General features: G+C 64.7%; 26 protein-coding genes and 1 tRNA gene. 12 read left to right on the top strand and 15 right to left on the bottom strand.

Annotated elements, in window-relative coordinates; genetic code table 11:
- Positions 1 to 132 precede the first annotated feature (132 nt).
- The 3 genes from EHH60_RS03165 (at position 133) to EHH60_RS03155 (ending at position 4,345) form a co-directional block, all read left to right on the top strand.
- A complete protein-coding gene (locus EHH60_RS03165; RefSeq protein ID WP_124158019.1) occupies positions 133 to 1,266 on the top strand; it encodes a glycosyltransferase family 4 protein in 1,134 nt (377 codons plus the stop codon).
- A gap of 118 nt (positions 1,267 to 1,384) precedes the next feature.
- Entirely contained in the window at positions 1,385 to 2,935 is a 1,551-nt protein-coding gene (locus tag EHH60_RS03160) for an undecaprenyl-phosphate glucose phosphotransferase (RefSeq protein WP_124158018.1), read from the top strand.
- A gap of 162 nt (positions 2,936 to 3,097) precedes the next feature.
- The gene (locus EHH60_RS03155) at positions 3,098 to 4,345 is read left to right on the top strand and encodes an O-antigen ligase family protein (protein WP_124158339.1); all 1,248 of its coding nucleotides are present in this window, start codon (positions 3,098 to 3,100) and stop codon (positions 4,343 to 4,345) included.
- On the opposite strand, the gene EHH60_RS03150 is transcribed toward EHH60_RS03155, so the two are convergent.
- Positions 4,314 to 4,790 carry a MarR family transcriptional regulator gene (locus tag EHH60_RS03150; protein ID WP_199751297.1) on the bottom strand — a complete coding sequence of 159 codons (477 nt, stop codon included), beginning with the start codon at positions 4,788 to 4,790 and terminating at the stop codon, positions 4,314 to 4,316. The genes EHH60_RS03155 and EHH60_RS03150 overlap by 32 nt on opposite strands.
- Before the next feature lie 147 nt (positions 4,791 to 4,937).
- Here EHH60_RS03150 and EHH60_RS03145 point away from each other — a divergent pair, with 147 nt between their 5' ends.
- On the top strand, positions 4,938 to 6,134 hold the full coding sequence (locus EHH60_RS03145) for an FAD-dependent monooxygenase (RefSeq protein WP_124158016.1): 1,197 nt from the start codon (positions 4,938 to 4,940) through the stop codon (positions 6,132 to 6,134).
- A gap of 100 nt (positions 6,135 to 6,234) precedes the next feature.
- Here EHH60_RS03145 and EHH60_RS03140 read toward each other — a convergent pair whose 3' ends face one another.
- The 3 genes from EHH60_RS03140 to EHH60_RS03130 are packed head-to-tail and all read right to left on the bottom strand — an operon-like array spanning position 6,235 to position 9,031.
- Positions 6,235 to 7,413: a saccharopine dehydrogenase family protein gene (locus tag EHH60_RS03140; protein ID WP_124158015.1), complete on the bottom strand. Its 1,179-nt coding sequence runs from the start codon at positions 7,411 to 7,413 to the stop codon at positions 6,235 to 6,237.
- Positions 7,414 to 7,422: 9 nt separating this feature from the next.
- On the bottom strand, positions 7,423 to 8,205 hold the full coding sequence (locus tag EHH60_RS03135; RefSeq protein ID WP_124158014.1) for a DUF169 domain-containing protein: 783 nt from the start codon (positions 8,203 to 8,205) through the stop codon (positions 7,423 to 7,425).
- Positions 8,206 to 8,263: 58 nt separating this feature from the next.
- Positions 8,264 to 9,031 (bottom strand): YdcF family protein, encoded by a 768-nt coding sequence (locus EHH60_RS03130; RefSeq protein WP_199751296.1) that lies wholly within the window; start codon positions 9,029 to 9,031, stop codon positions 8,264 to 8,266.
- A 168-nt stretch (positions 9,032 to 9,199) separates the two neighbouring features.
- On the opposite strand from EHH60_RS03130, the gene EHH60_RS03125 reads away from it, so the two are divergent.
- The 3 genes from EHH60_RS03125 (at position 9,200) to EHH60_RS03115 (ending at position 11,105) form a co-directional block, all read left to right on the top strand.
- A complete protein-coding gene (locus EHH60_RS03125) occupies positions 9,200 to 10,141 on the top strand; it encodes an acetamidase/formamidase family protein (RefSeq protein WP_124158013.1) in 942 nt (313 codons plus the stop codon).
- Between the two features lie 200 nt (positions 10,142 to 10,341).
- On the top strand, positions 10,342 to 10,539 hold the full coding sequence (locus EHH60_RS03120) for a hypothetical protein (RefSeq protein ID WP_024341172.1): 198 nt from the start codon (positions 10,342 to 10,344) through the stop codon (positions 10,537 to 10,539).
- 74 nt (positions 10,540 to 10,613) lie between these two features.
- Complete coding sequence (locus tag EHH60_RS03115) at positions 10,614 to 11,105, top strand: GcrA family cell cycle regulator (RefSeq protein WP_199751266.1); 492 nt, start codon at positions 10,614 to 10,616, stop codon at positions 11,103 to 11,105.
- A 277-nt stretch (positions 11,106 to 11,382) separates the two neighbouring features.
- Here EHH60_RS03115 and EHH60_RS03110 read toward each other — a convergent pair whose 3' ends face one another.
- A complete protein-coding gene (locus EHH60_RS03110; RefSeq protein WP_124158011.1) occupies positions 11,383 to 12,906 on the bottom strand; it encodes a porin in 1,524 nt (507 codons plus the stop codon).
- A 408-nt stretch (positions 12,907 to 13,314) separates the two neighbouring features.
- Here EHH60_RS03110 and EHH60_RS03105 point away from each other — a divergent pair, with 408 nt between their 5' ends.
- A complete protein-coding gene (locus EHH60_RS03105; protein ID WP_199751265.1) occupies positions 13,315 to 13,821 on the top strand; it encodes a MarR family winged helix-turn-helix transcriptional regulator in 507 nt (168 codons plus the stop codon).
- A 25-nt stretch (positions 13,822 to 13,846) separates the two neighbouring features.
- Here EHH60_RS03105 and EHH60_RS03100 read toward each other — a convergent pair whose 3' ends face one another.
- Complete coding sequence (locus EHH60_RS03100; protein WP_124158009.1) at positions 13,847 to 14,959, bottom strand: alpha/beta hydrolase family protein; 1,113 nt, start codon at positions 14,957 to 14,959, stop codon at positions 13,847 to 13,849.
- A gap of 261 nt (positions 14,960 to 15,220) precedes the next feature.
- Positions 15,221 to 16,192 carry an SDR family NAD(P)-dependent oxidoreductase gene (locus tag EHH60_RS03095; protein ID WP_124158008.1) on the bottom strand — a complete coding sequence of 324 codons (972 nt, stop codon included), beginning with the start codon at positions 16,190 to 16,192 and terminating at the stop codon, positions 15,221 to 15,223.
- Positions 16,193 to 16,796: 604 nt separating this feature from the next.
- Between EHH60_RS03095 and EHH60_RS03090 the strand changes: the two genes are divergently transcribed.
- Positions 16,797 to 17,036: a hypothetical protein gene (locus tag EHH60_RS03090; RefSeq protein ID WP_028178804.1), complete on the top strand. Its 240-nt coding sequence runs from the start codon at positions 16,797 to 16,799 to the stop codon at positions 17,034 to 17,036.
- Positions 17,037 to 17,162: 126 nt separating this feature from the next.
- On the opposite strand, the gene EHH60_RS03085 is transcribed toward EHH60_RS03090, so the two are convergent.
- On the bottom strand, positions 17,163 to 18,137 hold the full coding sequence (locus EHH60_RS03085; RefSeq protein WP_124158007.1) for an alpha/beta fold hydrolase: 975 nt from the start codon (positions 18,135 to 18,137) through the stop codon (positions 17,163 to 17,165).
- Positions 18,138 to 18,258: 121 nt separating this feature from the next.
- Here EHH60_RS03085 and EHH60_RS03080 point away from each other — a divergent pair, with 121 nt between their 5' ends.
- A complete protein-coding gene (locus EHH60_RS03080) occupies positions 18,259 to 18,882 on the top strand; it encodes a TetR/AcrR family transcriptional regulator (protein WP_199751264.1) in 624 nt (207 codons plus the stop codon).
- 343 nt (positions 18,883 to 19,225) lie between these two features.
- On the opposite strand, the gene EHH60_RS03075 is transcribed toward EHH60_RS03080, so the two are convergent.
- From EHH60_RS03075 to EHH60_RS03045, 7 genes are all read right to left on the bottom strand, one after another.
- Positions 19,226 to 19,303, bottom strand: a tRNA-Pro gene (locus EHH60_RS03075).
- A 93-nt stretch (positions 19,304 to 19,396) separates the two neighbouring features.
- Positions 19,397 to 19,975, bottom strand: a complete 579-nt coding sequence (locus tag EHH60_RS03070) for a MerR family transcriptional regulator (RefSeq protein WP_124158005.1) — start codon at positions 19,973 to 19,975, stop codon at positions 19,397 to 19,399.
- Between the two features lie 23 nt (positions 19,976 to 19,998).
- On the bottom strand, positions 19,999 to 20,343 hold the full coding sequence (locus EHH60_RS03065) for an integration host factor subunit alpha (RefSeq protein ID WP_028136003.1): 345 nt from the start codon (positions 20,341 to 20,343) through the stop codon (positions 19,999 to 20,001).
- Positions 20,344 to 20,476: 133 nt separating this feature from the next.
- Positions 20,477 to 21,457, bottom strand: a complete 981-nt coding sequence (locus tag EHH60_RS03060; RefSeq protein WP_124158004.1) for a beta-ketoacyl-ACP synthase III — start codon at positions 21,455 to 21,457, stop codon at positions 20,477 to 20,479.
- On the bottom strand, positions 21,454 to 22,515 hold the full coding sequence (gene plsX / locus EHH60_RS03055) for a phosphate acyltransferase PlsX (RefSeq protein ID WP_124158003.1): 1,062 nt from the start codon (positions 22,513 to 22,515) through the stop codon (positions 21,454 to 21,456). Before plsX ends, EHH60_RS03060 begins: the two co-directional genes overlap by 4 nt.
- Positions 22,516 to 22,815: 300 nt before the next feature.
- The gene (locus EHH60_RS03050; RefSeq protein ID WP_124158002.1) at positions 22,816 to 23,385 is read right to left on the bottom strand and encodes a YceD family protein; all 570 of its coding nucleotides are present in this window, start codon (positions 23,383 to 23,385) and stop codon (positions 22,816 to 22,818) included.
- Positions 23,382 to 23,945: a ubiquinol-cytochrome C chaperone family protein gene (locus tag EHH60_RS03045; protein ID WP_124158001.1), complete on the bottom strand. Its 564-nt coding sequence runs from the start codon at positions 23,943 to 23,945 to the stop codon at positions 23,382 to 23,384. The genes EHH60_RS03050 and EHH60_RS03045 overlap by 4 nt, the downstream gene beginning before the upstream one ends.
- Positions 23,946 to 24,043: 98 nt before the next feature.
- On the opposite strand from EHH60_RS03045, the gene EHH60_RS03040 reads away from it, so the two are divergent.
- The gene (locus EHH60_RS03040) at positions 24,044 to 24,529 is read left to right on the top strand and encodes an outer membrane protein assembly factor BamE (protein ID WP_199751263.1); all 486 of its coding nucleotides are present in this window, start codon (positions 24,044 to 24,046) and stop codon (positions 24,527 to 24,529) included.
- A 217-nt stretch (positions 24,530 to 24,746) separates the two neighbouring features.
- Positions 24,747 to 25,748: a Bug family tripartite tricarboxylate transporter substrate binding protein gene (locus EHH60_RS03035; RefSeq protein WP_124157999.1), complete on the top strand. Its 1,002-nt coding sequence runs from the start codon at positions 24,747 to 24,749 to the stop codon at positions 25,746 to 25,748.
- The last annotated feature ends 16 nt before the right edge of the window (positions 25,749 to 25,764 follow it).

The following is a 25,764-nucleotide window of genomic DNA, read 5'->3' as shown; positions in this document are numbered from 1 at the left end:
GCGCGGTTAATCGCGACCGCCGGCGGCCGGCCGACGCGCGTCCGTCATCGTTTGTTAACCACGACGCCCCTTAATCCCTCGCGATAATTTCGTGAGAATTGTTCGGCAGTCGCCGTCGAGCTGGTTTTGATCATGCCCCCCTCTCCCGACCGGCCGCTTCGCATCCTGCACGCCGTGCGTGCTCCGGTCGGCGGCATCTTCCGCCACATCCTCGACGTCGCCAACGGCCAGGTCGACCGCGGCCATCATGTCGGCATTCTCGCCGACAGCCTCACCGGCGGGGAGCGCGCCGACAAGGCTCTTGCCGAGCTCGCGCCTCGGCTGAAGCTCGGCGTGCACCGGCTCGCGATTCGCCGCGAGCCGTCGCCCGACGATGTCCTGGTATGGCTTCGCATGCGCCGCCTGATCGCCACGCTCAAGCCCGACGTGCTGCACGGCCACGGCGCCAAGGCCGGCGCCTTCATCCGCATGCGGAGGCACTCGGACGAGACCATCCGCATCTACACCCCGCATGGCGGTTCGCTGCATTATCCCCTCAACACCCTCAAGGGCGAGTTCTACGCGCGGCTCGAGCGCGCGCTGATGGATTCGACCGACCTGTTCCTGTTCGAGAGCGCATTTGCCCGCGACACCTATCAACGCATCGTCGGCACGCCAAAGGGCGTCGTGCGTTGCGTCTTCAATGGCGTCACTCCCGAGGAGTTCGAGCCTGTCGTGACGGCCGACGATGCCACCGACCTCGCCTACGTCGGCGAGTTCAGGCACATCAAGGGCGCGGATCTGCTGGTCGATGCCGTGGCGCAGCTGCATGCGGTCGGCAAGAAGGTCACGCTGACGCTCGGCGGCGACGGCGAGGAGACCGCGGCGCTGAAAGCGCAGGTCGAGAGGCTCGGCCTGTCCGACGCGATCCGCTTCATCGGCCACGTCAAGGCGCGCTACGGCTTCTCCAAGGGGCGGCTGCTGATCGTTCCCTCGCGCGGCGATTCCATGCCCTACGTCGTGATCGAGGCGGGTGCCGCCGGCATTCCGATGATCGCGTCCCGCATCGGCGGCATTCCCGAGATATTCGGCTCCGACAGCCCCGCTCTGTTCGCTCCGAGCAATCCCGAGGCCATGGCCGAGGCAATCGCGGCTGCCCTCGATGATCCGCAAACGACGGCGCAGCGCGCGCGCTCCTTGCGCGAGCGTATTTCCGCACACTTTTCTCAACGGGCCATGGTCGACGGCGTACTCGCCGGCTATCGCGACGCATTTGCCAATCATTAACCATCCTTAAGCTCGCTTTAGAAAATCTTCCGATTTGTTCGATAATCGGAGCGCCAGGGGATGCTTGCCCGGGGCGCGCAAGACCGTGCCGCGGGATTTGGAATGGACGTGGACGCCCGTGGAACCGCTCAACGCACGCTCGATGCTCGATGCCGCGACCAGCGCTGCGGCAAAGCCCACTGACCAGCCCTTCGTGGAGCGCCGGCGCCGGCTCTCGTCCGCCGCGCTCGAAGTGGTCAACCAGAAGGTCGCTCGCGCCTACTCCCCGATCGTGATCGCCGGGTTCGTCCGCCTGGCTGATTTCGCGCTGCTGAGCCTCGTCGGCATTGCGCTCTACGTCGGCTATGTCATGCCGCTCTCCGGCGCCTTCAGCTGGATCTATCCGGCCGAGGTCGTCGCCGTCGCGGTCGCCGCGGTGGTCTGCTTCCAGGCCGCCGACATCTACCAGGTGCAGCTGTTCCGTGGTCAGCTCCGGCAGATGACGCGGATGATCTCGTCCTGGTCCTTCGTCTTCCTGCTGTTCATCGGCATCTCCTTTTTCGCCAAGTACGGCAGCGAAATCTCGCGGCTATGGCTCGCCGCCTTCTACTTCCTCGGGCTCGCCGCGCTGGTTGCCGAGCGTCTGGTGCTGCGCGCGCTGGTGCGCGGTTGGGCGCGCCAGGGTCGGCTCGACCGCCGGACCATCATCGTCGGCTCCGACAGCAGCGGCGAGCAGCTGGTCGAGGCGTTGAAGGCGCAAGAGGATTCCGACATTCACGTGCTCGGCGTGTTCGACGACCGCAACGACAGCCGCTCGCTCGACACCTGCGCCGGCGTGCGCAAGCTCGGCAAGGTCGACGACATCGTCGAGTTCGCCCGCCGCACCCGCGTCGACCTCGTGCTGTTCGCGCTGCCGATCTCGGCGGAAACGCGCATCCTGGAAATGCTGAAGAAGCTCTGGGTGCTGCCGGTCGACATTCGCCTCTCCGCGCATACCAACAAGCTGCGCTTCCGTCCCCGCTCCTATTCCTATCTCGGCGAGGTGCCGACGCTGGACGTGTTCGAGGCGCCGATCACCGACTGGGATCTGGTGATGAAGTGGCTGTTCGACCGCGTCGTGGGAAGCCTCGCGCTGCTAGCAGCGCTGCCGGTGATGGGACTGGTGGCGCTGGCGGTGAAGCTCGACAGCTCCGGCCCGGTGCTGTTCCGCCAGAAGCGCTTCGGCTTCAACAACGAGCGCATCGACGTCTATAAATTCCGCTCGATGTACCACCATCAGGCCGACCCGACCGCATCGAAGGTCGTGACCAAAAACGATCCGCGCGTCACCCGCGTCGGCCGCTTCATCCGCAAAACCAGCCTCGACGAGCTGCCGCAGCTCTTCAACGTGGTTTTTGCCGGCAACCTCTCCCTGGTCGGCCCGCGGCCGCATGCGGTGCAGGGCAAGCTCCAGAGCCGCCTGTTCGACGAAGCCGTCGACGGCTATTTCGCCCGCCACCGCGTCAAGCCTGGCATCACCGGCTGGGCCCAGATCAACGGCTGGCGCGGCGAGATCGACAACGAAGAGAAGATCCAGAAGCGCGTCGAGTTCGATCTCTATTACATCGAGAACTGGTCGGTGCTGTTCGACCTCGTCATTCTCCTGAAGACGCCGATCTCGCTGCTGACAAAGAACGAGAACGCGTATTGAGTTTCCGTCATGCCCCGCCTTGTGCGCAGTTGCGCACTGGGGCGGGCATCCAGTACGCCGCAGCGCCAGCCGTCTCCAGCAGCGCGCGCCGCAGAGTACTGGATCGCCGGTCAAGCCGGACGATGACAGCCTTGTTTGTGGCGTACGAGTAGCGTGAGCGTAATGGCGTATGCGGCGACAGCCGGTGGACCGAACGTAGCTGCGCCCGGCGTGCTGGCGCTGCAGCGCGCGCTGGTGTGGCTGGTCGGCGCCTCCGGCGCGATCGTATTCATCGAGCCGAGCCCGTACGAGATCGCGACGCTGCTCGCGACCGTTACTTTCTTCGCCACCGGCCTGCGGCTGAAGCTCGCGCTGATGCCGCTGGTAGCGCTGCTGGTCCTGCTCAATGTGGGCTACACCATCAGCGCGATCCCGCTATTCGACAAGCCCGAGGTGGTAAGCTGGATCGCGACCTCCTGGTACATGGCTGTGACGGTGGTGTTTTTCGCGATGGTCATTTCGGAAGACACGGCGGCCCGGCTCGACATGCTGCGCCGCGGACTCATGGTCGGCGCGATGATCGCCTCGCTCCTGGCGGTCGCCGGCTATTTCCACCTCGTGCCCGGCGGCAACGATCTCCTGACGCTCTACGGACGCGCGCGCGGCACGTTCAAGGACCCGAACGTGCTCGGCGCCTTCCTGATCCTGCCGGCACTATTCGCGCTCCAGAGCGTGGTCTCAGACAAGTTCGGCAAGGCGTTCCGCAACGTCATCGGCTTCGGCATCATGTCGCTTGCGATCCTGCTCGCCTTCTCACGCGCCGCCTGGGGCGGCTTGGTGCTGACCTCCGCCTTCATGCTGGCCTTGATGGTGCTGACCTGCCGCACCAACGCGCAGCGCTCGCGCATCATCGTCATGGCGATCGTCGCCGCGGTGCTGGGCCTTGCGCTGATCGCGGTGCTGTTGTCGTTCGACGCCACCGCCGAGATGTTCAAGCAGCGCGCCAGCTTCGACCAGAGCTATGACGAAGGTCGCTTCGGCCGGTTCGGCCGGCATATCCTCGGTGCGGAGATGGCGCTCGACTTGCCGTTCGGCATTGGTCCCCTGCAATTCCACCGCTTCTTCCCCGAGGACACCCACAACTCCTACCTGAACGCGTTCATGTCCGGAGGCTGGCTTTCGGGCGTATGCTATCCCGCGCTGGTCTTCACCACGGTGATCATGGGCTTCCGCCACATCTTCGTGCGTGTTCCCTGGCAGCGTGCCTATCTCGCGATCTTCTCCGCCTTCCTCGGTACCGTCGGCGAAAGCCTCGTGATCGACACCGACCACTGGCGCCACTTCTGGATGATGCTGGGCGCGATGTGGGGCATGATCGCGGCCGCGCAGGTCTACAAAGCTAACGCTGGCGAGGACGCGTCTTCAGCTTGAGTTCAGGCCGCTTCTCCGGCGGCGTGTCGAGCAGGCCCTTCAAGTCCTCTGTTGCCGCGAGCACCTCCTTGTAGGCCTCGTTGGCGAACCGCAGCAGCAGCCGCAACTCCTCGTCTGAATAGCCGTTGCAGACCTTCTCCATCGCCTGCTGCATTGGCACATAGTATTGGCCGAGGCCGGCGATTGCCTCTGGCACGACCACGATGAAGACCTTGCGGCGGTCCTTCTCGTCGCGCTCGCGGCGCACCAGGCCTGCCTTTTCGAGCCGGTCGACCACCCCCGTGATGGCACCGGTCGTGAGGCCCGTGACCTCGGCCAGCCTCCCTGCGGTGACGCGGCCTTCGAGATACAGGATGTCCATGCATTCGAGGTCGGAATTGGCAATTCCGGCAACGTTGGCAACGGTTTGCCCATAGAGCACGCCCTGCGCGGACGATCTGCGCATGGCGTCCTCGAGCTCCTGCAGCAGCGCAGTGCGCGCCTTCTTCCTTGACAAGGCCGACCTCATCTCTTAGGCGATATATATCTTAGTCACTAAGAGATTTAGTGACCGTAATTTCTCCTAGCACCACGGAAACGTCGGGAGCAAGCCATGTCATATCGTCCCCGCAAGGCCCTGATCATCGGCGCCGGCATCGCCGGGCCCGTCGCCGGGGTGTTGCTCCGCCGCGCCGGCATCGAGTCCGCGATCTACGAGGCCTGGCCTTATTCGAAGGGCATCGGCGGCGGCCTTCAGATTGCACCGAACGGCATGCATGTGATGGACGAGATCGGGCTGGCGAAGGAGCTGATCTCCCGCGGCTCGGTCGCGGAATCCTTCGACTTCTATTCCCAGCGCGGCGCCAAGCTCGGTTCGATCAACCGCGAGATGGAACGGCGTTTCGGCCAGCCCGCGGTGAACGTATGCCGCGCCACGCTGAACGAGATGCTGATCGACAAGGCCTGGTGCGCTTACGTCTCGCTGTACTTCGAGAAGCGCCTGATCAAGGTCGAGGATCGCGGCGACCAGCCGATCATCGCCTATTTCGCCGACGGCACCACGGCCGAAGGCGACTTCCTGATCGGTGCCGACGGCGTCCATTCGGTCACGCGCCGCCAGGTGGTGCCTGATGGCCCGCAACCCTTCAACACCGGCCTGATCGGCTTCGGCGGCTTCGTGCCGCACGCCGTCCTCGCCGGAAGGTCGATCGGCCGGCGTGTCGAGACCACCTTCGGCCGGAGCGGCTTCTTCGGCTACGGCTATTGCAGTCCGGATCCGGACGACGGCGTGATGTGGTGGAGCACGCAGCCCGCGCGCGGCATGGACGCAGCGATGTTTCGCGCGCTCGATCCGGCGACGCTGAAGCAGCATCTGCGCGGCTTCCACCGCGGCTGGCACGATCCGATCCCTGCCATCATCGAAGCGGCCGAGAACATCGTCGTCACCGACACGCTCGACGTCGCGACCCTGCCGACCTGGTCGCGCAAGCGCTCGCTGCTGATCGGCGACGCCGCGCACGCAACCAGCCCTCACGCCGGCCAGGGCGCTTCGCTGGCGCTCGAAGATGCGACGCGGCTCGCGCGGCTGATGCAGGAGGGCCAGGAGCTCGGCGCCACCTTTCAGGCCTTCGAGGCCGAGCGTCGTCCGCGCACCGAGAAGATCGTCGCGATGGCGCGTCGCAACGGCAACAGCAAGCGCGAGTTCAGCGCCACCGGCGCGTGGATGCGCAATCAGATGCTGAAATGGCTGCTGCCGCTGGGCGCGAAGAACATGGACTTCATGTACGCGTACGATGCCAGGGCGGTGTGACAGAGACGGTGCCGTAGGATGGGCAAGGCGCAGCGTGCCCACCACTCAGAGATGGTGCGGCACGGCGCGTTGCGCCTTTACTGACCCTACGAGAGCCGACCTAGCTCTCCACCTTGAACGTCAGCCCCGCATTGTCCTGCAGCCGCTTGATGAGCTTGTCCTGCATCGCGGCTCCCGGCGTCCAGAAGCCGCCCGGAACGTCCGCCGCGTCGCGCAACAGGCAGATCGCGCATTCGGAGATCATCTTGGAGGTCGAGCCGTAGCCGGGGTCGCGGTCGCCGGTGACGCCGGCGCGCACCATGCGGCCATCGGGCGCGATGGCGACATAGAGCAGATCGAATAGGCCGTTTTCGCGCTCCTCCTTCGAGGGCCCCTCGCCCGGCTTCGGCGCGTTCGGACCGGTCTTCTCGGCGTTGGCCGCCATCACGCGCTTGGCATTGGCCTCGCCCTTCTCGCCGGGACCGGTCAGGACCATCTCGTCGTAGACAAACTCGCGGCCGTAGGGAAAGCCCATCAGCATGTTGGAGCGGTGGACGTTGCGGGTGTTGATCAGCGCCATCATGAACGGCGCCGCCCAGGATTGCAGATCCTCCTCGTAAACCGCCCTATTGCCCTTCGGTTGCTTCGGCCCGGTGAAGCCGGGCGTCAGCGCGAAATGATCGTTGAGAATGGCGACCAGGCTGAGGTCCTTGGCAACCGCATCGAAGGTCGCCTTCGCGCTCGCCGCTGTGCCACCCGACAGCGTGCCGCGCATGTCGCGCACACGGCCCTTCACGCGCGCGGCCGGCGCGCCGAACACGCGCCCCGCCTCTTCCTGCACGAACAACGTGCCGAGCTCGAACGGCACGGAATCATAGCCGCAGGAGAACACGATGCGCCCGCCGCTCGTTTTCGCCGCAGCCTCGTACTTGTCGATCATCTGCCGCATCCACACCGGCTCGCCGCAGAGATCGAAATAATCCACACCCGCCGCGACGCAGGCAGCGAGCAGATCCTCGCCGTAGAACTGGTACGGCCCCACGGTCGTGATCACCGACCTGGTCTGCGCCACCATCGCCTGCAGCGAGGCCGCATCCGACGCACCCGCGACGATCAGCGGCGTGTCCGCCGGCGCGCCGATGGCGTCGCGCACCGATCTCAGCTTGTCGAGGCTGCGGCCCGCCATCGCCCATTTCAGCGCCTTGTCGTCCTTGTACCGCGTTGCCAGATACTCGGCGACGAGCTGGCCGGTGAAACCGGTCGCGCCGTAGACAACGATGTCGAATTTCGCAGAGCTCATGGTCGGCCTTTACTTCTTCGCGTAGCTCACGCCCATGCCGGCACGGACGTCGCTTTGAATGCCATAGGGCGGAATCGGATAGCGCAGGCCGTTCCTGGCCAGCGCCTTCATGCCTTCAACTGCCTTGGCGAGATGCGACGGCTGCAAGGCCATCAGCATCTCCTCGTCCGGCACGCCGCCATAGCGCCGTTCGGCATAGCATGGCAAGGACAGGCTGGGCTCCCCCGTCTTGAGCGCCCGCCCCCAGGAATCGGCGCAGGCGGTCTCGCCGACCACGCCCCATTCGAACTTCTTGTAGCCGGTATATTGCAGTCCGTTGATCAAGATGATCATCTGCCCCGGCGTCGCATAGACGAGGCAGATGTCGGGCGGATCGAGCCGGCCGCTCGCCAGCGGACTGACGGCGAGCGCCTGATATTGCCCGAACGGAACCACATCCAGGGCCTGCTGGCGCTTGCGCGCATCCTCTGCGGTGCCGTGCCAGACCCCGACATAGTTTTCGCCGGCGAGCCATTTCTCGTCCTGCGGCGCAAGGCCGATCACCGCGCGGCATTGCGCGCCGACGAGGTCGTCGGCGGTGATGCCGACGGTCCATCCCAGGCGCGCGGCCATGCTGACGATCTGGTCGGTGGTGTGAATTGCGTTCGGACGCCGGATCTTCGGGATCGCCTCCATCTCCGCGGCCGTTGCGAACAACTTCATGCCGATCACCGTCGTCTTCAGCCGCAGCAAGCTGTTGAGGTCGGCGACGACGCCTGCAAGATCGATCCTGTCTGCGCTCTGCTGTTGCATGGTGTTTCTCCCGGCCGGCGATCGCGCGCCGTGTGTTCTTGTTTTGCAGCCCTTGGTTCTAGTCCTTGCCCGGTCCCGGAAGCAACTCGCCGATCCTGCCCATCAGACGGTAGGCCACGAGGCCGATCCACTCGCGCACGGCCACATCAGTTCGGCGGAGCCCATCCGCGCCGATATTGGTGAAGGAAAAAAGATCGTCGCGTCCCCCCATCCGCCAGTCCACGGGATAGGCCTCGACGTCAAATCCGGCCGTGCGGAAGATCCCCATCGAGCGCGGCATGTGGAAGGCCGACGTCACCAGGAGCCACCGTTCGCCCGGCTTTGGATCCACCATTTGCTTTGTGAAGATCGCGTTCTCCCAGGTGTTGCGGGAATTGCGCTCGAGGATCAGGCGCTGCTTCGGTATGCCGAGATTCTCCAGGATCGGTGCGGAGTAGTCAGCCTCCCTCGCCTCGGTCGAAACCAGGTTCGCTGAGCCTCCGGTGAAGACGATGCGCGCATTCGGATAGCGCCGCGCGAGCTCGGCCGGCGCAAACAGACGATCGGCCGCGTGCGCGACGACGGGCGTGCGGTGTGCAGCCGACAGATCGGTGTCGACCGAGCCGCCGAGCACGATGATGCCGTCGGGCGCGCCGCGCGAGGCGTCCCACGCCGGAAAGCGCGATTCAAGCGGGTAGATCAGGAGATTGCCGAGCGGCGAGAACGCAGCGAGCCCCAGCACCACCAGCGTGACCACCGCGAGTCTGCGGCCGAGCGCGGCAAAGCGCGTCGCCATCAGCACGACCGACAGGATGCCGAGCTCGACCAGGAGATTGATCGGCAGCAGCGCGACGCCGAGGGTCTTGGAAAGAACAAAAAACAGGGGAGCCTCGCTGAAATCATCGTGCCTGCCTGTGCGGGGCTTGACCGGCCCCGCCATCTTCAGAAATCTTCTTGAAAGAGGATCGATCGCCGGGTCAAGCCCGCGGCCGATGAAACCAACCGGACGCGGCAAATGAACCATCACCACCTGCATTCCAGCTCCGAAACCTGCCATTGGGGTTTCTTCGAAGCTGCGCTTCAGCCCGTCCTCACCATTGCCAGCGGCGACGAGGTAACGGTCGATACCATCAGCGGCGGACCGGATATGCTGCCCGACCGCGACAGGTTTCATATTCCGCCTGAGATGCACGATGTTCACGCCAAGAACGAGCGCATGTTGCCCGGCCACATCCTCACCGGTCCGATCGCGGTCGAAGGGGCCGAGCCCGGCGACGTACTGGCGGTCGAGATCCTCGATGTCCAGCTCCGGCAGGATTGGGGCTGGAACATGATCAAGCCGCTGTCCGGGACCCTGCCCGACGATTTCCATGAGACACGCATCCTGAATATCCCGCTCGACCGGTCACGGATGACCGGCCGCATGCCGTGGGGCCTCGACCTGCCTCTCAAGCCGTTCTTCGGCGTGATGGGCGTTTCGCCGCCGCCGGCCTGGGGCCGCATCTCCTCGCTGATCCCGCGCGCGATGGGCGGCAATCTCGACAACAAGGAGCTCGGCGCCGGCGCGACGCTGTATCTGCCGGTGTTCGTCCCGGGCGCGATGTTCTCCTGCGGCGACGGCCACGGCGTGCAGGGCGACGGCGAGGTCTGCGTCACCGCGATCGAGACCGCGCTCCAGGGCCGCTTCCGCCTGACGCTGCGCAAGGACCTCAGGCTCGACTATCCCCGCGCCGAGACGGCGACGCACTACATGACGATGGCGATGGACCCCGACCTCGACCAGTGCGTGGTGCGCGCGCTGCGCGACATGATCGCGCTGCTCGGCGAGACGCGAAACCTGTCGCGCGAGGACGCCTACACGCTGTGCAGCCTGGCCGCCGATTTGCGGGTGACCCAGACCGTCAATGGCGCCAAGGGCATCCATTGCATGATCGAAAAGGCGATCGTGCACGGCTGAGCCCGCCGGGCCCATCCCCGACCTGCCGACACCAAGCCGCCGCCCGGTTTTCCCTGCGGCGCGCCGCGCTATGTGCGATTCTCAAGCGATTCCAACGAGGTGAGCTGCTGCCCCAGCGCCGATTTGACTTCCACCCCCGGACCTAAATAGAGTCTTAATCGTTACTTTTATGTACCCGAGTAAGAGGCTAGCGTTCGGCCATGGCCACCGAAAAAGCCGAGACTGACCGCATTCCCGTTACCTTGGCGCTCTCGACCATCGCCTATCTGGAGAAGCTGGTGAGACAGGGCACCCACGGCACCAGCGTTCCCGGCGTCGCACGGACATTGATCGAGGAAGGCATCCGTCTCGCCATCAAGGACGGGCTTCTGTCGATCCGCGACAATGGCAGGACGTGAGCACGCGCCGGACGTGAGGCGGGCGGATCTCGAGACAGCGGATGGCCGACATCTGCAACCTGGGACCGTTACACATGCCTGTTCTCTCACCGAATTCTTCACCAACCTGGACCGACGACCGTATTGAACTGTTGAAGCGGCACTTCGAGGCCGGCCTCTCCTGCCGCGAGATCGCCGCCGACATCGGCGTCAGCCGCAACGCGGTGATCGGCAAGCTGTCCCGGCTGAATCTGACGCGCGGCCGGGCGGTCGACGACCGCAAGGCCCAGGACAGAGGCTTTGCGCCGGCGCGCACGCGGAGGGCCATGCCGCGGCTGCAATATGAGATGCTCGCCACGATCTATGGCGAGACCGACGTCCCGGCGGTCGCCGGCCCCATCGACGAGGCCAATCGCTGCTCGCTGCTGGAGCTTGCCGAGAACCGCTGCCGATGGCCGATCTCGACGCCGGGCGAGGACGATTTCTGCTTCTGCGGCAACACGGCTCCCGACGGCCAGCCCTATTGCGCCGGCCACAGCCGCCTCGCCTACCGGCCAAACGGGCGCGCTCGCGTGATGCGCGGCTGATGCTGCGCCATGCTCCAGAAAACAAAAAACCTCCGGCGGGGCATCACCGGAGGTCTCTGGAGGCTTAGCGTGAAGCTAAGAGCCGCAACTTTCGTATTTGGCTGGGAGTTGTATAGCTTAGTAACTCAGGTAAGTAAATAAGTTTGAAGCCCGCCAAGCGCATGGCTCGTCTTCGTCCTTTGCGCAGGCCGCCGGGCTTTTCCGAATGCCCTCCTCCCTTGCAAAAAAAGCCCCGGCGGTTTCCCGCCGGGGCTTCATCAAGTCCGAAACCTCGAGCTTACCAGTTGCGCTGGGCGCGCAGCAGGAGGCTGTAGGTGTCCTGGTCCTTCAGCTCGTAGGTCGCCGCCGGCTTGGCGACGCTCGTCAGCGCCGGGGTCGTGATCACGCCCGAATACTTCTGGTCGAGATGGCTGTAGACGAAGTCGGCCGAGAAGGTCAGATTCTTCACCGGCGTCCAGCGGGTGATGACGCCCACCTGGCCGATGTTGAAGTCCGGATTGCAGGTCCCGGTCAGGGTCGCGAACGCGGCGCTGCCGCAGATCAGGCCCTTCGCCGTGCCGTTGTAGTTGACCGCGGCCCACGCACCGTAGAGCGCCGTATTCCAGTACGGGCTCCAGTTGTGGGTGTAGGCACCACGGAAGCCGTAGGTCTTGGTCAGCTCGAGCTGGCCGCCCGGGCCGAACACCGCGTCAGAGACGCCGGCGAAGCCGATGCTCTGGTAGGCGGCGTTCGAGCTGCCGAACATCGAGTAGCTGGTCGCGGCCAGCTCCTGGAAGTTGTAGCGGCTCGCGCCTTCGGTGTAGACGCCCGAGACGTTGATCACGTCGCCGGCGCCGGTCGGAATGTTCTTGATCGAGAGAGCGAGCTGAACCGCCCAGCCCCACTTGTCCTCGGGATGACCGGTAACTTCGGTCGCACCGTAATAGCCGGTATGGTTGTCGTGCGCAGCGACCGACGCCTGGAACAGGCCCCAGGCCTGGTCGACACGGACCGCGCCGACGATGTCGGGGGACCGGGTGCCGCCGAAATCGCTGGAGCCGTAGGCGCCGCCGAGGACGCCCGAGGTCGTCATGCCCGCGGTGTTCCAGATGTTGGTCTGGAAGATCTGCGTCTGATCCTGCGCCGAGATGGTCGCCGTCACGCCTTGGCCGAAATCGGCCGTGTAGCTGATCTGCGGGACGCCGTTGGTGGTGCCGCTGCCGCCGACGAGCTGGTCGAAGTTGTTGCCGGGATAGTTGATCCAGGGCGCGTCGAACTGCGACACCGACTTGCCGAGAGTGAAGCCGGCGAACTGGATGAAGGCGTAGTAGACGCCGAGCGAGCCGCCCGAGATGCCGCCGTCAGTCGGGTTGAGGTTGGACGTGCCGGCCGTCGTGGCACTGTAGGCGGTGGCGCCCGTGCCAGAGCCGGTGCCGACATAACTGCCGGTCGTCCAGGTGAAGACCGCGTCGAAATAGGTGCGGACGACGCCATACTCGGTCGCAGTGCGCGTGTCGATGTTGAGATCCTCACGAGCGCGCATCGAGTAGTAGTTGGTCAGGCGGTTGTTGGCCGCGAACACGCCGTTGTACTGGGCGCTGTAGTTGCCGCCGGCGTTCAGCGCCACTTCGGCACGCAGGTAGCCGCCGAGCTTGATGCAGGTGTCGCTGCCCGGGATGTAGTAGAAGCCGGCGCCGTACAGTGTGCAGATCTTGACGTACTCGACCGCCTTGGCCTTGACCGGAAGATCGGCCGCCTGGGCTCCACCGACGGCGATCAGACCCGCCGCAGTGCCGAGCAAAAGGCTCTTCACCACTTTCATTTAAAACCTCCAAGTTGCTCATTTTACGGAGACTGGACCGTGAGGCCCCCCAGATCCCCGTCTCTCTCAAATCCGCTCGGCCGCTTTGCGCTTTCGGACACACCCGCTTTCGACGCGAGGGACGTGAGCGAACCACCTGCAACGGGACGATCGAGTACCCCCCACCGTCGCGGATCAATATGCCTGCGCTGTTCCGCTAATCAAAATAGTTTATTAGCTCAGGTTATCGGTTTCGCTAAACCTGTACCCCGCGCGCAACACCCGGGCCGGACGAATCTGCTGAGCTGGTCATCTTTGTGGTTTTAGTGACAAAATTACCCTGCTCTGCACTTGCGTCAGAGCAGGCTTGCGTGGACTATGACGTTCCACGAACACCGACCTGAACAAATCGGTTCACGGAGTGACGCTGTGTCCGCGACGAGGAAAGAGGGAGCGCGCCTGCGCACCATCGGCAATCTGGATATCATCAGGCGCTTCACCTGGGAGATATCGTCGATCAACATGTATCTCGAGGAGCTGCGTCAGTTCTGGGCGAGGACGCTCGGCATCAGCGGGCCGCAATGGTTGATCCTGATGGCCATCTCCGACCTCGACAAGGACGACGGCATCCCGGTCAACGTCGTGTCCAAGCTCCTCCACGTCGACCCGTCCTTCGTCACCACCCAATCCAAGCTGCTCGAAAAGAAGGGCCTGTTGCGCCGCCGCCCCTCGCCGACCGATGCCAGGGTGGTCCGGCTGTCCCTGACCGAGAAGACGCAGAAGCACCTGGCGAGCCTCAACGAGCAGTACAAGACGATCAGGGAATTCGTCTTCCAGGAATTCGACGAAGCCGAGCTGACCGAATTCACCACCAAGCTCGCGACGCTGAAGTCCCGCCTCGAGAAGGCCTGTGTCCGTCTGAGCCTCGACTTCTGACGCTCCGTCCGGCCGTGCCGCGCCGCTAGATGCGCCCGGCGGCACCGAGCCGTGATTCCAGCCAGTCGAAGATGTATTCGTTGGCAAGGCTCGGATTGTCCGCATGGGACTGTGCCGCGCCGGTCTCGGCCGCAGTGAATACCTTCAGCATGACGTCCGAGCTGCCGAGCCTGGAGTTCTGCACGATCTGGCGCGCCCGATCGGCCTTGAGCCAGCCGTCCTCGCCGAGCGTGATCAGCACCGGGCACTCGGCGCTGGAGGCCATCAGCGGCGCATGCGGCACCGGGACGATGCTGACGTCGCTCATCGCGAATCGGCTGGCAAAGAAGGCCCGCTCGTGCAGGTCCCACAGGCCGCCGTCGCAGACGGCCGCGGCAAGCCGCGGCTCCTGCAACACCGCGCGCGAGACGAAGGACGAGCCCCAGCCATCGGCGATGATCCCGACGCGCGCGAAGTCGACGTCACCGCGGGTCTCCAGATAGTCCATGACGCCGGGGATCGCGCTCTCGAGATCCCGGCGCCGCAACAGCGTGTCGAGAAAATCGTCGCGCTGTTCGCCGAAGAGGTCGAGGGCCAGCATCGAGAAGCCGCGCTCGCGCGCATGCGGCACGAGCTTGAACAGGAACTCTTCCTTGCGGTGGCCGGGCTCGCCGATGCAGATCACGGTCGGAGCCCGCCCGCCGGCTGGCGGCGCTGGAACGAAATAGCCCTGCAGGGAGTGCCCGTCGAGCCAGGGTATCGTCACGACCTCGCCCGCCGGGCTGCGCGCGGCGAGGTAGCGGCGGGCGCAGTCCTGCATCGCCAGCACCGCGACCCAGCGGCGCTCGTCCGCCGGGTCGAGCGGCATCGCCGCGGCACCATAGTAGTTCATCGCGCGCAGCCAATTGCGTTGCGCGCTCGCCAGATGGCCTTCCGCGAACGCGGCCTCGGCACGCTGCCGGTTGGTCTGCGCCAGCTTCTTCCACTCGCGATGCCAGGACCGGTCGTCGCCGCGCTTCAGCTGCCGCGCGATCATGAGGCATTCCGCGATCGTGGCGCCGCCCTCCTGGGCCGCAGTGAGCAGCCGTGTGAACTCAGCGGAGATGTCCTCTCGGTCCGGGCAAAGGGTCCAGTCGTCGGAGAGACATGCGGGTATCATCGGCAGCTACGCTCTATCGTCGCGTTACTCGGATTGACTAAACTATTTCAGTCCGTCAACCAAGCGGCCGTGCGCCCGATGAGAGGCGTTTCAGATCACCATCGCTTGAACATCGTCATGTCGCATGCGTGACATTCCGATGGGGCATGGAGCGGGCGAACACTGCAAGCGAACATTGGCAAGAGGTGGCACGCTAAATTGCTGACGCATCTCTTGCCATGATGAACATCATACCCATATTCGCGCCGCCCGGAGGCCGCCTCAGCCAAGCCGCCAGCCGACCTCCTGCGTGAAGCTTTCGTAGAAGGCACGGTCGTAGGCCTGCTCCGGCGTGGCGCGCACGCGCTCGTCGAGGCGCTTGGCGTCCTCGCCGACGAGGATGCGCCACCGCTCCGCCTTGACGCCATCGAGAATGATCCTCGCCGCCTGCGCGGCCGTCGTCGGCGCATCCTCGAGGAAGCTGCGGGCGCGCTCGGCGAACGCCGCCTGGATGTCCTCGTCCGACATCTTGTCCGCATCCGGCACGCCGGCCGCGACCATGCGCTTGCGGGTCAGCGCCACCTCGTCGGCGTTGAGCCGTTCCGAGCCATCGGCGCTCTGCACCTTGCGCGAATTGGAGACGATCGAGGTGCCGATGTGGCCGGGCATCACCACCGAGCATTTGACGTGCGGCGCGTGCAGGCGAAGGTCGTTGATCAGCGCTTCGGTAAATCCCTTCACGGCGAACTTGGCCGAGCTGTAGGCGGTGTGCGCCTGGTTCATGCCGATCGAGGCCCAGAAGCCGTTGACGCTCGCGGTGTTGACGATGTGGGCCTCGTCGGCCGCGACCAGCATCGGCAGGAAGGTGCGCACGCCGAGATAGACGCCGCCCCAGCAGATGTTGAAGGTGCGCTCCCACTGCTCGCGCGTGTTGGTGAACAGGCTGCCGCCGCCGCCGATGCCGGCATTGTTGAACAGCAGATGGATATTGTCCGTCTTCTGCTGCTCGGCAAGCTCGTCGCGAAAACGCTTCAGATGATCCTCGATCGCGACGTCGGCGACATGCGTCGTGACGCGCAGGCCCTGCGGCAGCTTCTCGGCCTCGCAAAGCCGCTTGGTCTCGGCCATCGCGGCCTCGGAGACGTCGCACATGGCGACATTGCAGCCTTCGGCGACGAGCTGCCGCGCGAGCTCGCGCCCCATTCCCGTGCCGCCGCCGGTGATGACCGCGATCTTTCCAGCAAAATCTTTCATGGGACTTCGGTCCCTCCCCTTGTCGGTATGTTTCTTCGTCACAGCGCCGCTCAGCGGGGCGCGCGCAAAACTGTAGCAGCGCCGCATCCGGAAATGAAAGCGGATCGGCGACGCAATCTTCGGCGTTATTTCGGCGCGCGGATTATCGTGCGCTTCAGTTCGGTCGCCATGCCGTCCAGACATGTGAGGCAGCAGCGTCCGCGGCACATCCTTCGAGACGCCCGCCGTTGGCGGCCCTCAGGATGAGGACCGGAGTGCATTGCGCTAGTTTGACGAGCACCGCTGCCACAGAGCCTCATCCTGGGGAGACCTGCGAAGCGGCCGCCTCGAAGGACGAGGCGCTCGCTCCGTCGTCGCCGGAAAGCACATTCGATCTCGCTGCCGTGATCGGCCCGTGAAACACCGACGGCGCCGCGCCGAGCTTTGCTGTGCTCCCGTATTTGTCCGGCTTCGGGTTAAGAGCATTTCTTTTGCGATCCGAATCATCGGATCGGGAGGACGCTGGGTTGAGTCGGCCATGCCAGCGTGTCGTTTGCGTGCAATAGGCTCTGGCACTCCGCTTGCATCCTCGTCGTGGTCAGAAACAACCGATGAGGTGACAGGAATGTTCGTGACCGTCGTTGCCGTACTTTGCCGGCTTGGCGCAGCCAGCTCAGGCAGTTGCGTCGAGGAAATCGTGACCGACAGCAACATGACGCCCGAGATTTCGATGATGCAGTGCGCGGTCGGCGCACAGGCACCACTCGCGAAATGGATGGGCGAGCATCCGATCTATCACGCCAACTGGCGCCTCGAGCGCTACAAATGCGTGCCGGGTCATTACGAGATCAAGGGCCACGCCTGAAGGCCCCGCAAAACTACTGATCCAAGACTACCAATACGAGGAAACGCCCGGGGGCGCCTTTTCCCTGCGGCTTGCAGCGCCAGCCCCATTTCGGCCGCGCTCTGTGACAACGGTCACACCTTTCCTTCAAGCCACCTCTCGCAAGATGATCGCACGCGCCCGCCGCCCTTCCGGCGTCGGCATCAGCGCGAAGTTGTGCGGTTGCTCCCGCAAAAGATGCAGCTCAACCGGCACGCCGACCGCCCTCGCCTTTTCGGCGAGATCGACGCTGTCGGGATAGAGAAGATCGCGCGTCCCCGCGAAGATCGTCATCGGCGCGAGGGCGCGGAAGCCGCCGTTGAGCGGGCTGACGAAGGGATGGCCGATATCGAGCTCGCCGGCATAGAGGCGTCCCGCCTCGACGATCCCCGGAATGTCCTGGATCGGATCGCGCGCCGCGATCGCGACCTGCTCCGGACGGCTGACCGAGGCATCGGCCGCCGGCGAGATCAGCACCATCCGGCTCGGCTGCCGATGACCGTGATCACGCAGCCACTGACACGCAGCGAGCGCGAGCCCCGCGCCGGCGGAATTGCCAACTACCGTGACCTTTGCAGGCCCGGCGTCCTCGAGCAGCATGCGCAACAGCTCCGCCGTCGCCGGCACGACGTCCTTGGCGGTCGCGCGCGGCGCCAGCGGGTAGATCGGCACGACGCAACACACACGCGCCTTCCGCGTCATCTCGCCGACAAAGCGCCAATGCGCCGGCACGATCTCGTTGATGAACCCGCCGCCATGCAGGAACATGACGTAGTTGCAGCCTTCATGACCCGACGACGGCGCGGTGTAGTAGACCGGCCATCCGCCCATCTTCGTCAGCGTTGCCTCGACGCCGCGGCCGAGCCCCGTCGGCTCGAACGATGCCGGCGCCAATGCGAGCTTCTGTACATGCGCCTGCACCGCCTCGACTGATGCCAGCTGCTTCTTGATCGGCAGCAGCCGCAGCAGCATGTTGAGGGCGCGGCTTTGCAGGCTTGGCGCGGTATCGCGCCGGGCCGGCGGGCCGAACACGCAGCCGCCAGGACAAAACTGCAAGGCCGACACGATCCTGGCAACGCTCATGGCCACATCCCCATCTGGCGCGTTCGCGACGGCGACAAGGAGGCTTGCCGACCCGCCAATATGTTCGGCTATAATGCGAGCATTCACTCGCTTTTCCTACTCGCATTCAGATCACAAGACCGTGGCTCGCAAACCGCCCACAAAACCCCGGAAAAATGCCTCGCAGCAGCGATCCCGCGCCACCGTCGACGCGCTGGTCGAGGCAACTGCTCGCATTCTGGTCAAGGAAGGCTTTGAGAAAGCCAGCACCAACCGCATCGCCGAGACCGCCGGCGTCAGCGTCGGCTCGCTGTATCAATACTTTCCGAGCAAGGAGGCGCTCGTCGCGGCCGTGATCGATCGCCACAACGAGGAAATCATGGCCATCGTTCGCACAGCGCTGACCGAGGTTGCCGACCTGCCGATCGAGAAAGGCGTGCGAAAACTCGTCACCGTCGCGATCGAAGCCCACCGCATCAACCCGAAACTGCATCGCGTCCTCGCCGAGCAGATCCCGCGCACCGGCCAGCTCAAAGACGTCGAAGCCTTCAACCGCGAAGTCCAGACCCTGGTGCGCACCTATCTCGAAAGCCGCCGCAAGGAGATGCGCAAGATGGACCTCGATGTCGCGACCTTCATCTGCGTCAGTACGATCGAGTCGGTCGCGCACAACACGGTGCTGCACGGCGCCGAGATGCTGTCGGAGAAGATGGTGCGGAGTCTGGTGGACGAGACGACGAGGATGGTGGTGGGGTATTTCAGGTAGGAGGCGTCAATCCACAGCACGTGCGCTTTGCCGTGTGCTTGCCATTGCCTCTCCAGCGACACAACAGCGCCGGAAATAGATGATGGTCGCTTACGACAGCAAAACTGCTTCGGGTTCCTTCGATCGACTGGCTGCGTCTGCGCAAGTGATGCCCGCCTTGCCGGCGGACGATCTGGCGGACGGTAGTTGCGTGGCGGTCATCCAACAGGATGGCACAAAACATCCTAACCCGCGGCGGATCGAATTACTTCGGAGCGTCATGCTGTAAATGGATTCCCTACCGTGGACGGGGTTGCAGGCGCCACGCCGACGGTCGATCCACCCGACAGATGCTTTGAAAAAATGGTCGGAGCGAGAGGATTTGAACCTCCGACCCCTAGTCTCCCAGACTAGTGCGCTAACCGGGCTGCGCCACGCTCCGAACGTCGTTCCATTAGCTAGGATCGCCGCTTTGCGCAAGGCGAGGCCGCAGCATTTTGGTGTAGCCGCTCAATGCGCCCGGAACCCACCGCCCCTACCCGTCCTTCAGCGCCTGATCCAGCATCTCACGGCAGGCGACGAGGTCGGCGAGCGCCCGGCCGAGGCGCTCCCGGTCCAGCGCGCTGGGGCCGGCGGGCGCAGCAGCGGCGCCGCCCTTGCGGAAGGTGGTGAGGATCTCCTCGTCGTCGATCTCGCTGAAGCGGAAGTCGATGCCTTCCTCTTCGTCCCCTTGGAAGTCGTCATCGTCGGTGTCGGTGGCGCCCTTGATGGGCGCCTCGTCCTCGGGCTCCATCAGGCTCGCGCCGATGGCGTCCTCGATGGCGCCGAACGAGACCGCGGCCGCGCTGTCGGCGAGGCCCTGCACCGATTTGACGCCGTGCTCCTTCAGGATCCGCTGCACCCCGCGGATGGTGTAGCCCTCCCCGTAGAGCAGCCGGCGGATGCCCTTGAGCAGGTCGACGTCGTCGGGGCGGTAATAGCGGCGGCCGCCGCTGCGCTTCATCGGCTTGATCTGGGAGAACCGGGTCTCCCAGAACCGCAGCACGTGCTGCGGAATGTCGAGTTCCTGCGCTACTTCGCTGATGGTTCGGAACGCATCCGGCGCCTTGTCCAAATGCCAAATCCTTTGCGGAAGGGTTACGCCTCTTGTTGAGCCTTGCTGGTGGCGTCGCCATTGGCGCGGTGCTGGCCGTTGATCCGCTGCTTCAGGATCGCCGACGGCTTGAACACCATGACCCGGCGCGGCGAGATCGGCACCTCGGTACCGGTCTTCGGATTACGGCCGATGCGCTGACCCTTCTTGCGCACCATGAAGGACCCGAACGAGGACAATTTCACCGTCTCGCCCTTTTCGAGGCAGTCGGTGATCTCCTTCAGCACGAGTTCCACGAAAGCGGACGATTCCGTGCGCGACAGCCCTACCTTCTGGTAGACGGCTTCGCAGAGATCGACACGCGTTACGGTTTTACTTTGATCGGTCATCGCCCTGCCCCACATCACGGCGAACAATTGTTGTCTGAAATTATGAGGTTACGAGACGGCGGTCAACAGCGCTCATCAATGCGGACGCATCGATAATCGGCACTGATTCCGGCAAAATTTTATCGACTGTGGCTTACCAGCGCACCAGCGCGGAGCCCCAGGTGAAGCCGCCGCCCATCGCCTCCAGGAGAACGAGGTCACCCTTCTTGATGCGGCCGTCCTTGCGCGCCTCGGACAGCGCCAGCGGGATCGAGGCCGCGGAGGTGTTGCCGTGGCGGTCCACCGTCAGCACCACCTTCTCCGGCGCGATGTGCAGCTTGTGGGCAGAGGCGTCGATGATTCGCTTGTTGGCCTGGTGCGGCACGAACCAGTCGATGCTGTCGGCATTGAGCCCGGTCGCCGTGAAGGCATCGACGATGACGTCGGTGATCATGCCGACCGCATGCTTGAAGACCTCGCGGCCTTCCATCCGGAGATGGCCGACGGTCTGGGTCGAGGACGGTCCGCCGTCGACGAACAGCTTTGCCTTGTGGCGGCCGTCGGATCGCAGATGCGTGGTCACGATGCCGCGGTCGGTCGCGGCATTGCCGGGCTGCTCCTGCGCCTCCAGCACCACGGCGCCGGCGCCGTCGCCGAACAGCACGCAGGTGCCGCGGTCGTTCCAGTCGAGGATGCGCGAGAAGGTCTCGGCGCCGATCACCAGCGCGCGCTTGAAGGCACCGGTGCGCAGGAAATTGTCGGCGGTGGCAAGCGCGAACACGAAGCCCGAGCATACCGCCTGGAGGTCGAAGGCAGCGCCATGGTTGATGCCGAGCCCGTGCTGCACGGCGACAGCCGTCGCGGGGAAGGTGTTGTCCGGGGTCGAGGTCGCCAGCACGATCAGGTCGATCGACTGCGCGTCCATGCCGGCATCGCTGAGTGCGGCCTGCGCCGCCTTGATTGCCAGGTGCGAGGTGAACTCGCCCTCGGCCGCGATGTGCCGCTCGCGAATGCCCGTGCGCTGAACGATCCACTCGTCGGAGGTGTCGATACGGGCCGCCAATTGGGCGTTGGTCACCACCTGCTCCGGCAGATATGAGCCGCAGCCGAGCACGACCGAACGAATTTGAGTCACGAAACATCCTCCGGCGCGGGCTGCACGAAACTGAGTGCACCACCCTCGCGGTTGAGCATCTGATTGATCTTGTTCAGGAGATCGTAGTGAGCCATCTCATAGCCAACATCGATCGCATAGGCAAAGCCTTCGGCGTTGGTTCCGCCATGGCTTTTGACCACCACCCCCCTCAGTCCCAGCAGCACGCCGCCATTGGACTTGTTGGGGTCCATCTTGTCGCGCAGGGCCTGGAAGGCGCTGCGGGCGAAGACATAGCCGAGCTTGGAGAGCCAGCTCCGCTGCATCTCGTTACGGAGCAATTCCGCCATCTGGCGGGCGGTTCCCTCGGCGGCCTTGAGCGCGATGTTGCCGCTGAAGCCCTCGGTCACGATGACGTCGGCCAGCCCCTTGCCGATGCCGTCGCCCTCGACGAAGCCGATATAATCGAGCTCCGGCAGGTTCCTCGCCCGCAGGATCTCGCTGGCTTCGCGGATCTCCTCGTGGCCCTTGATCTCTTCGGCGCCGATGTTGAGCAGTCCGACCGTCGGCCGCTTCTTGTTGAACAGCACGCTCGCCTTGGCTGCGCCCATCACCGCCATCGACACCAAATGGTGGGCATCGCCGCCGAGGGTGGCCCCGAGGTCGAGCACGACGGATTCGCCGCGCATGGTGGGCCATATCGCGGAGATGGCGGGGCGGTCGATGCCCGGCAGCGTCCGCAGGTGGAAGCGCGCCATCGCCATCAGCGCGCCGGTATTGCCGGCGGAGATTGCGACGTCCGCCTCGCCCTTCTTGACCGCATCGATCGCGAGCCACATCGAGGAGGTCTTGCGGCCGCGCCGAAGTGCCTGGCTGGGCTTGTCCTCCATGCTGACAGCAACGTCGGTATGGACGATCCTGGAGGCGGCTTTGAGCTTCGGGTGCTTGCCGAGTTCGGGCTCGATCCTTGCGCGGTCGCCAACCAGCAGGAACTCGGTATCGCGATGCCTGCCAAGCGAGATCGCGGCGCCCGGAATGACCACGGCGGGGCCGACATCGCCTCCCATGGCGTCCAGCGCGATGCGAACCTTGCTTGGCATAGAAGTCCTGGAAACCTGGTCTGGTGCGGTCTTGGATCAGCGGGGCCGCAAAATGAATTCGCCACGGACATGGCGATCGGCCGAGCGCCACGCTGTACCCGGGCCGGGGCGCGACAATAGCGTTTTGTCACCCCGAAACAACCTCTTGCCCCCAGCCTTTTGTATTTGGCGCGATGCGGCCACGAGCCCCGGATGTAGCAGGAACGGCATTGAAATCAGGAGGATAAACGCTTCTTTCAAACCATCAAGGAAAATGCCTCGCGTCCCCTCGCAAGACGGCCACAAGCGGACAATGCCCGCCTATTGGCCCTTCTTCCTGTCCTGAAGCGCCTTCAGTGCCGCGAAGGGATGGTCCTCGGGATCGGGGGCGGCGACCTCCGCCTCGAACACGGCCCCCTCCTTGCGCGGATAGGGATCGATCGCCAGGAACAGCGCGTCGGTGGCGAGCCGGCCGAGGTCGATGATGCCACCGGCGATCGGCTCGGGAGGGTCGGCGACCGCAGGCGGCCCTTCATCGTCCTGTCCCTCCTCGATCAGATCGGCCAGGCGCCGTGCCTCGGCCTCGGGGGCGAACATCAGGTCGACCTCCTCCTCGATCTCGCTCTCGATCGGATCCAGCGTGACGACGCAGGTCTGGCCGATCCGGCCGCGGACAAGCCCCGTGACCTGGACCCGGCCACCGCTTTTCGGCACGACATCGAAGCTGGCATGCGCGGACAGGATCTCCCGCACGCCCGCGAGCTCCGCCATGGCCTTCCGCTCGGCCGCCGAGGCCTCGAGCTCGCGATGCAGGCCTGCGTCGGGGATCTGCGCAACGATGACTGGCGCCCGCCAGGGATCGGGCTCGGATCCGGCATTCGGTCGGCTCATGGCGTGACATCCTCAGGGAGTGCTGGAGGAAACTTGAAGGAGGCGCGCAGCAGCGCGGCCTCGTCGGCCCGGCCGAGCTCGGCCTCACTGGCCCGGGCATAGGCCGCGAGCTGCTGCGCCTGGCCAAAGCCGGTCCCATTCAAGATATTCTTGCAGATCGCCGATGCCAGCGCCTCGCCGCCGCCTTCCATGGCCTGATCATAGGCCTGGACGCGGCCGTAGAACGCCTCGCCGAAGGCCCGCATCCGCTTCGGCACGGTCTGGTCGCCAACCCCCATTTCGCGCAGATTGTCGTCCATGTCCTCGCAGAAGCGGTCGAACAGCGCCTGGGACAGCTCCGTGGCGCCTCCAGTGCCGCCTTGGACCGTGCGCAGGCGGCGCAGCAGCAGCCAGAGATGCAGCAGCAACAGGTCGAAACGCCCGTTAACCGTATCGGGCACGCCCAAGTCACGGTAAAATATGGGTTCTCGCGCCTGCGTCACGATCATGCCATAGATGGCTTCAATGGTGCCCGGCGGGGTTGATCGGGGTTTCCTGAAGTGATTGAACGGCCAAAGCATTGTGGTTTCCGCAAGCGGGCGCGCGCGTGTTGCATTCAGAGCCTCCGCCCGGTACTTCAGCGCCTCGCGCGACGCAAGGGGACGGAATCAGTTCCGCTATGACGACAACGAACAAGACCAGCCTGCGCGCGAGCCAGCGGCGAGGCCTTCACGCATGCTGGCGCGGCTTGCGCATGCTCGCTGCCGCGACCGTCGTCGGCGCGGCACTTGCGGGCTGCACGGGCGAGCAGTTCCAGAAGGGTTACATCCTGCCGCCCGGCGCGCTCGAGCAGATTCCGATCGGCGCAAGTCAGGACCAGGTGCTGATCGTGATGGGCACCCCCTCGACGGTCGCGACCCTCGACGGCGAAGTGTTTTACTACATCTCGCAACGCTCGGAGCGTCTGGTCGCTTTCATGAACCAGAAGGTGGTCGACCAGCGCGTCATCGCCATCTATTTCGACAAGAACCGCCGCGTGCGCCGGCTTGCGAATTACGGTCTACAGGACGGCAAGATCTTCGACTTCATCAGCCGGACGACGCCGACGTCGGGCCAGGAGATGAGCTACCTCACGCCGCTGTTCAAGCTGCTCAGCTTCAACTGAGACTCCAGCGCGCTTTCGCGCGGAGTCGATCACGGCTCGCGCGGAAAAAAATGCGTTCAACACGCAGCCAGAGCCCTTCCAATTCCGTCGGAAGGTAAATCGCTCCAAGCTGCGGCGTCGTGCCGCCCTGCGCGCGCCACATGCCGTCGCACGCGACTTGCGGTCGCACGAGCTGTTCCCTACGGTCCCTGCAAAGTAAGAAGCAGGGAGTGGATTCGTGCCTAAGCCTTTGTTGTCCCGCCGTCGCGTGCTCACCGGCGCTGCCGGCCTTTCAGCCGCAGCCATACTGCCGCGATCGAGCCTCGCCGACTGGAAGCCCACCGAAAACGTTCGCCTCGTCGTGCCGGCTGCGGCCGGCGGCTCGACCGACGTGATGGGCCGACTCCTTGCGGCGCATCTGCAAACCGCCTGGGGCCAGTCGGCGGTCGTGGAAAACCGCTCGGGCGGCGGCGGCACCATCGGGACTGCCGAGGTGGTTCGCGCCAAGCCGGATGGCCACACCATCCTGGTCGGCAATCCCGGTCCGAACGCGATCGCCTACAGCATCTTCAAGAATCTCACCTACAAGCCCGACCAGCTTCAGCCGGTCTCGAACATGATCCGGATCCCGAACATCGTCTCGGCGCATCCGAAGACCGGCATCAAGTCGATCCCCGAGCTGATCGCCTATCTCAAGGCCAATCCGGACAAGCTCAGCTACGCTTCCTCGGGCGTCGGCCAGAGCCCTCACCTCACCGGCGCCTGGTTTCTCCAGCTCACCGGCCTGAAGATGACGCACATCCCGTTCCGCGGCGCCGGACCCGCGCTTCAGGCGGCCCTAGCCGGCGACATCCAGATCCTGTTCGACAACCTCTATCCGAGCCTGCCTCAGGTGCAGAACGGCACGCTCAACGGTCTGTGCGTCACCACGACCGAGCGCAGCGACCTCGCGCCGAACCTTCCGACGATGCGGGAGAGCGCGCCGGAGCTGGCGAATTTCGACATATCGTCCTGGTTCTCGGTGTTCCTGCCGAAGGGCGTCTCACCCGAGGTGCTCAACGCACTCAATCTCCAGGTCAAGGCGATGCTGGAGCGCGAGGACATCAAGAAGCAGATCGCCGCCATGGGCGCTCGCGCCGACTACGGCACCCCGCAGCAATTTGCCGCCTTCGTGGAGGCCGAGACGAAGAAGTTCGCCGGCATCATCCAGAAGGAAGGGCTGCAGATGGACGTGCAGTAGTTTCTCGTGTCCCGGA

Source organism: Bradyrhizobium sp. RP6 (assembly GCF_003837805.1).
GTDB lineage: Bacteria > Pseudomonadota > Alphaproteobacteria > Rhizobiales > Xanthobacteraceae > Bradyrhizobium.
This window is presented reverse-complemented; position numbering and strand designations above follow the sequence as displayed.

Bases quoted from the DNA above. Each gene is read 5' to 3' on its own strand.
- EHH60_RS03165 (WP_124158019.1), top strand. From the start codon at position 133: ATGCCCCCCTCTCCCGACCGGCCGCTTCGCATCCTGCACGCCGTGCGT.
- EHH60_RS03155 (WP_124158339.1), top strand. From the start codon at position 3,098: ATGGCGTATGCGGCGACAGCCGGTGGACCGAACGTAGCTGCGCCCGGC.
- EHH60_RS03150 (WP_199751297.1), bottom strand. From the start codon at position 4,790: ATGCGCAGATCGTCCGCGCAGGGCGTGCTCTATGGGCAAACCGTTGCC.
- EHH60_RS03145 (WP_124158016.1), top strand. From the start codon at position 4,938: ATGTCATATCGTCCCCGCAAGGCCCTGATCATCGGCGCCGGCATCGCC.
- EHH60_RS03140 (WP_124158015.1), bottom strand. From the start codon at position 7,413: ATGAGCTCTGCGAAATTCGACATCGTTGTCTACGGCGCGACCGGTTTC.
- EHH60_RS03135 (WP_124158014.1), bottom strand. From the start codon at position 8,205: ATGCAACAGCAGAGCGCAGACAGGATCGATCTTGCAGGCGTCGTCGCC.
- EHH60_RS03125 (WP_124158013.1), top strand. From the start codon at position 9,200: ATGAACCATCACCACCTGCATTCCAGCTCCGAAACCTGCCATTGGGGT.
- EHH60_RS03120 (WP_024341172.1), top strand. From the start codon at position 10,342: ATGGCCACCGAAAAAGCCGAGACTGACCGCATTCCCGTTACCTTGGCG.
- EHH60_RS03115 (WP_199751266.1), top strand. From the start codon at position 10,614: ATGCCTGTTCTCTCACCGAATTCTTCACCAACCTGGACCGACGACCGT.
- EHH60_RS03110 (WP_124158011.1), bottom strand. From the start codon at position 12,906: ATGAAAGTGGTGAAGAGCCTTTTGCTCGGCACTGCGGCGGGTCTGATC.
- EHH60_RS03100 (WP_124158009.1), bottom strand. From the start codon at position 14,959: ATGATACCCGCATGTCTCTCCGACGACTGGACCCTTTGCCCGGACCGA.
- EHH60_RS03095 (WP_124158008.1), bottom strand. From the start codon at position 16,192: ATGAAAGATTTTGCTGGAAAGATCGCGGTCATCACCGGCGGCGGCACG.
- EHH60_RS03090 (WP_028178804.1), top strand. From the start codon at position 16,797: ATGTTCGTGACCGTCGTTGCCGTACTTTGCCGGCTTGGCGCAGCCAGC.
- EHH60_RS03085 (WP_124158007.1), bottom strand. From the start codon at position 18,137: ATGAGCGTTGCCAGGATCGTGTCGGCCTTGCAGTTTTGTCCTGGCGGC.
- EHH60_RS03065 (WP_028136003.1), bottom strand. From the start codon at position 20,343: ATGACCGATCAAAGTAAAACCGTAACGCGTGTCGATCTCTGCGAAGCC.
- plsX (WP_124158003.1), bottom strand. From the start codon at position 22,515: ATGCCAAGCAAGGTTCGCATCGCGCTGGACGCCATGGGAGGCGATGTC.
- EHH60_RS03050 (WP_124158002.1), bottom strand. From the start codon at position 23,385: ATGAGCCGACCGAATGCCGGATCCGAGCCCGATCCCTGGCGGGCGCCA.
- EHH60_RS03045 (WP_124158001.1), bottom strand. From the start codon at position 23,945: ATGCTTTGGCCGTTCAATCACTTCAGGAAACCCCGATCAACCCCGCCG.
- EHH60_RS03040 (WP_199751263.1), top strand. From the start codon at position 24,044: ATGACGACAACGAACAAGACCAGCCTGCGCGCGAGCCAGCGGCGAGGC.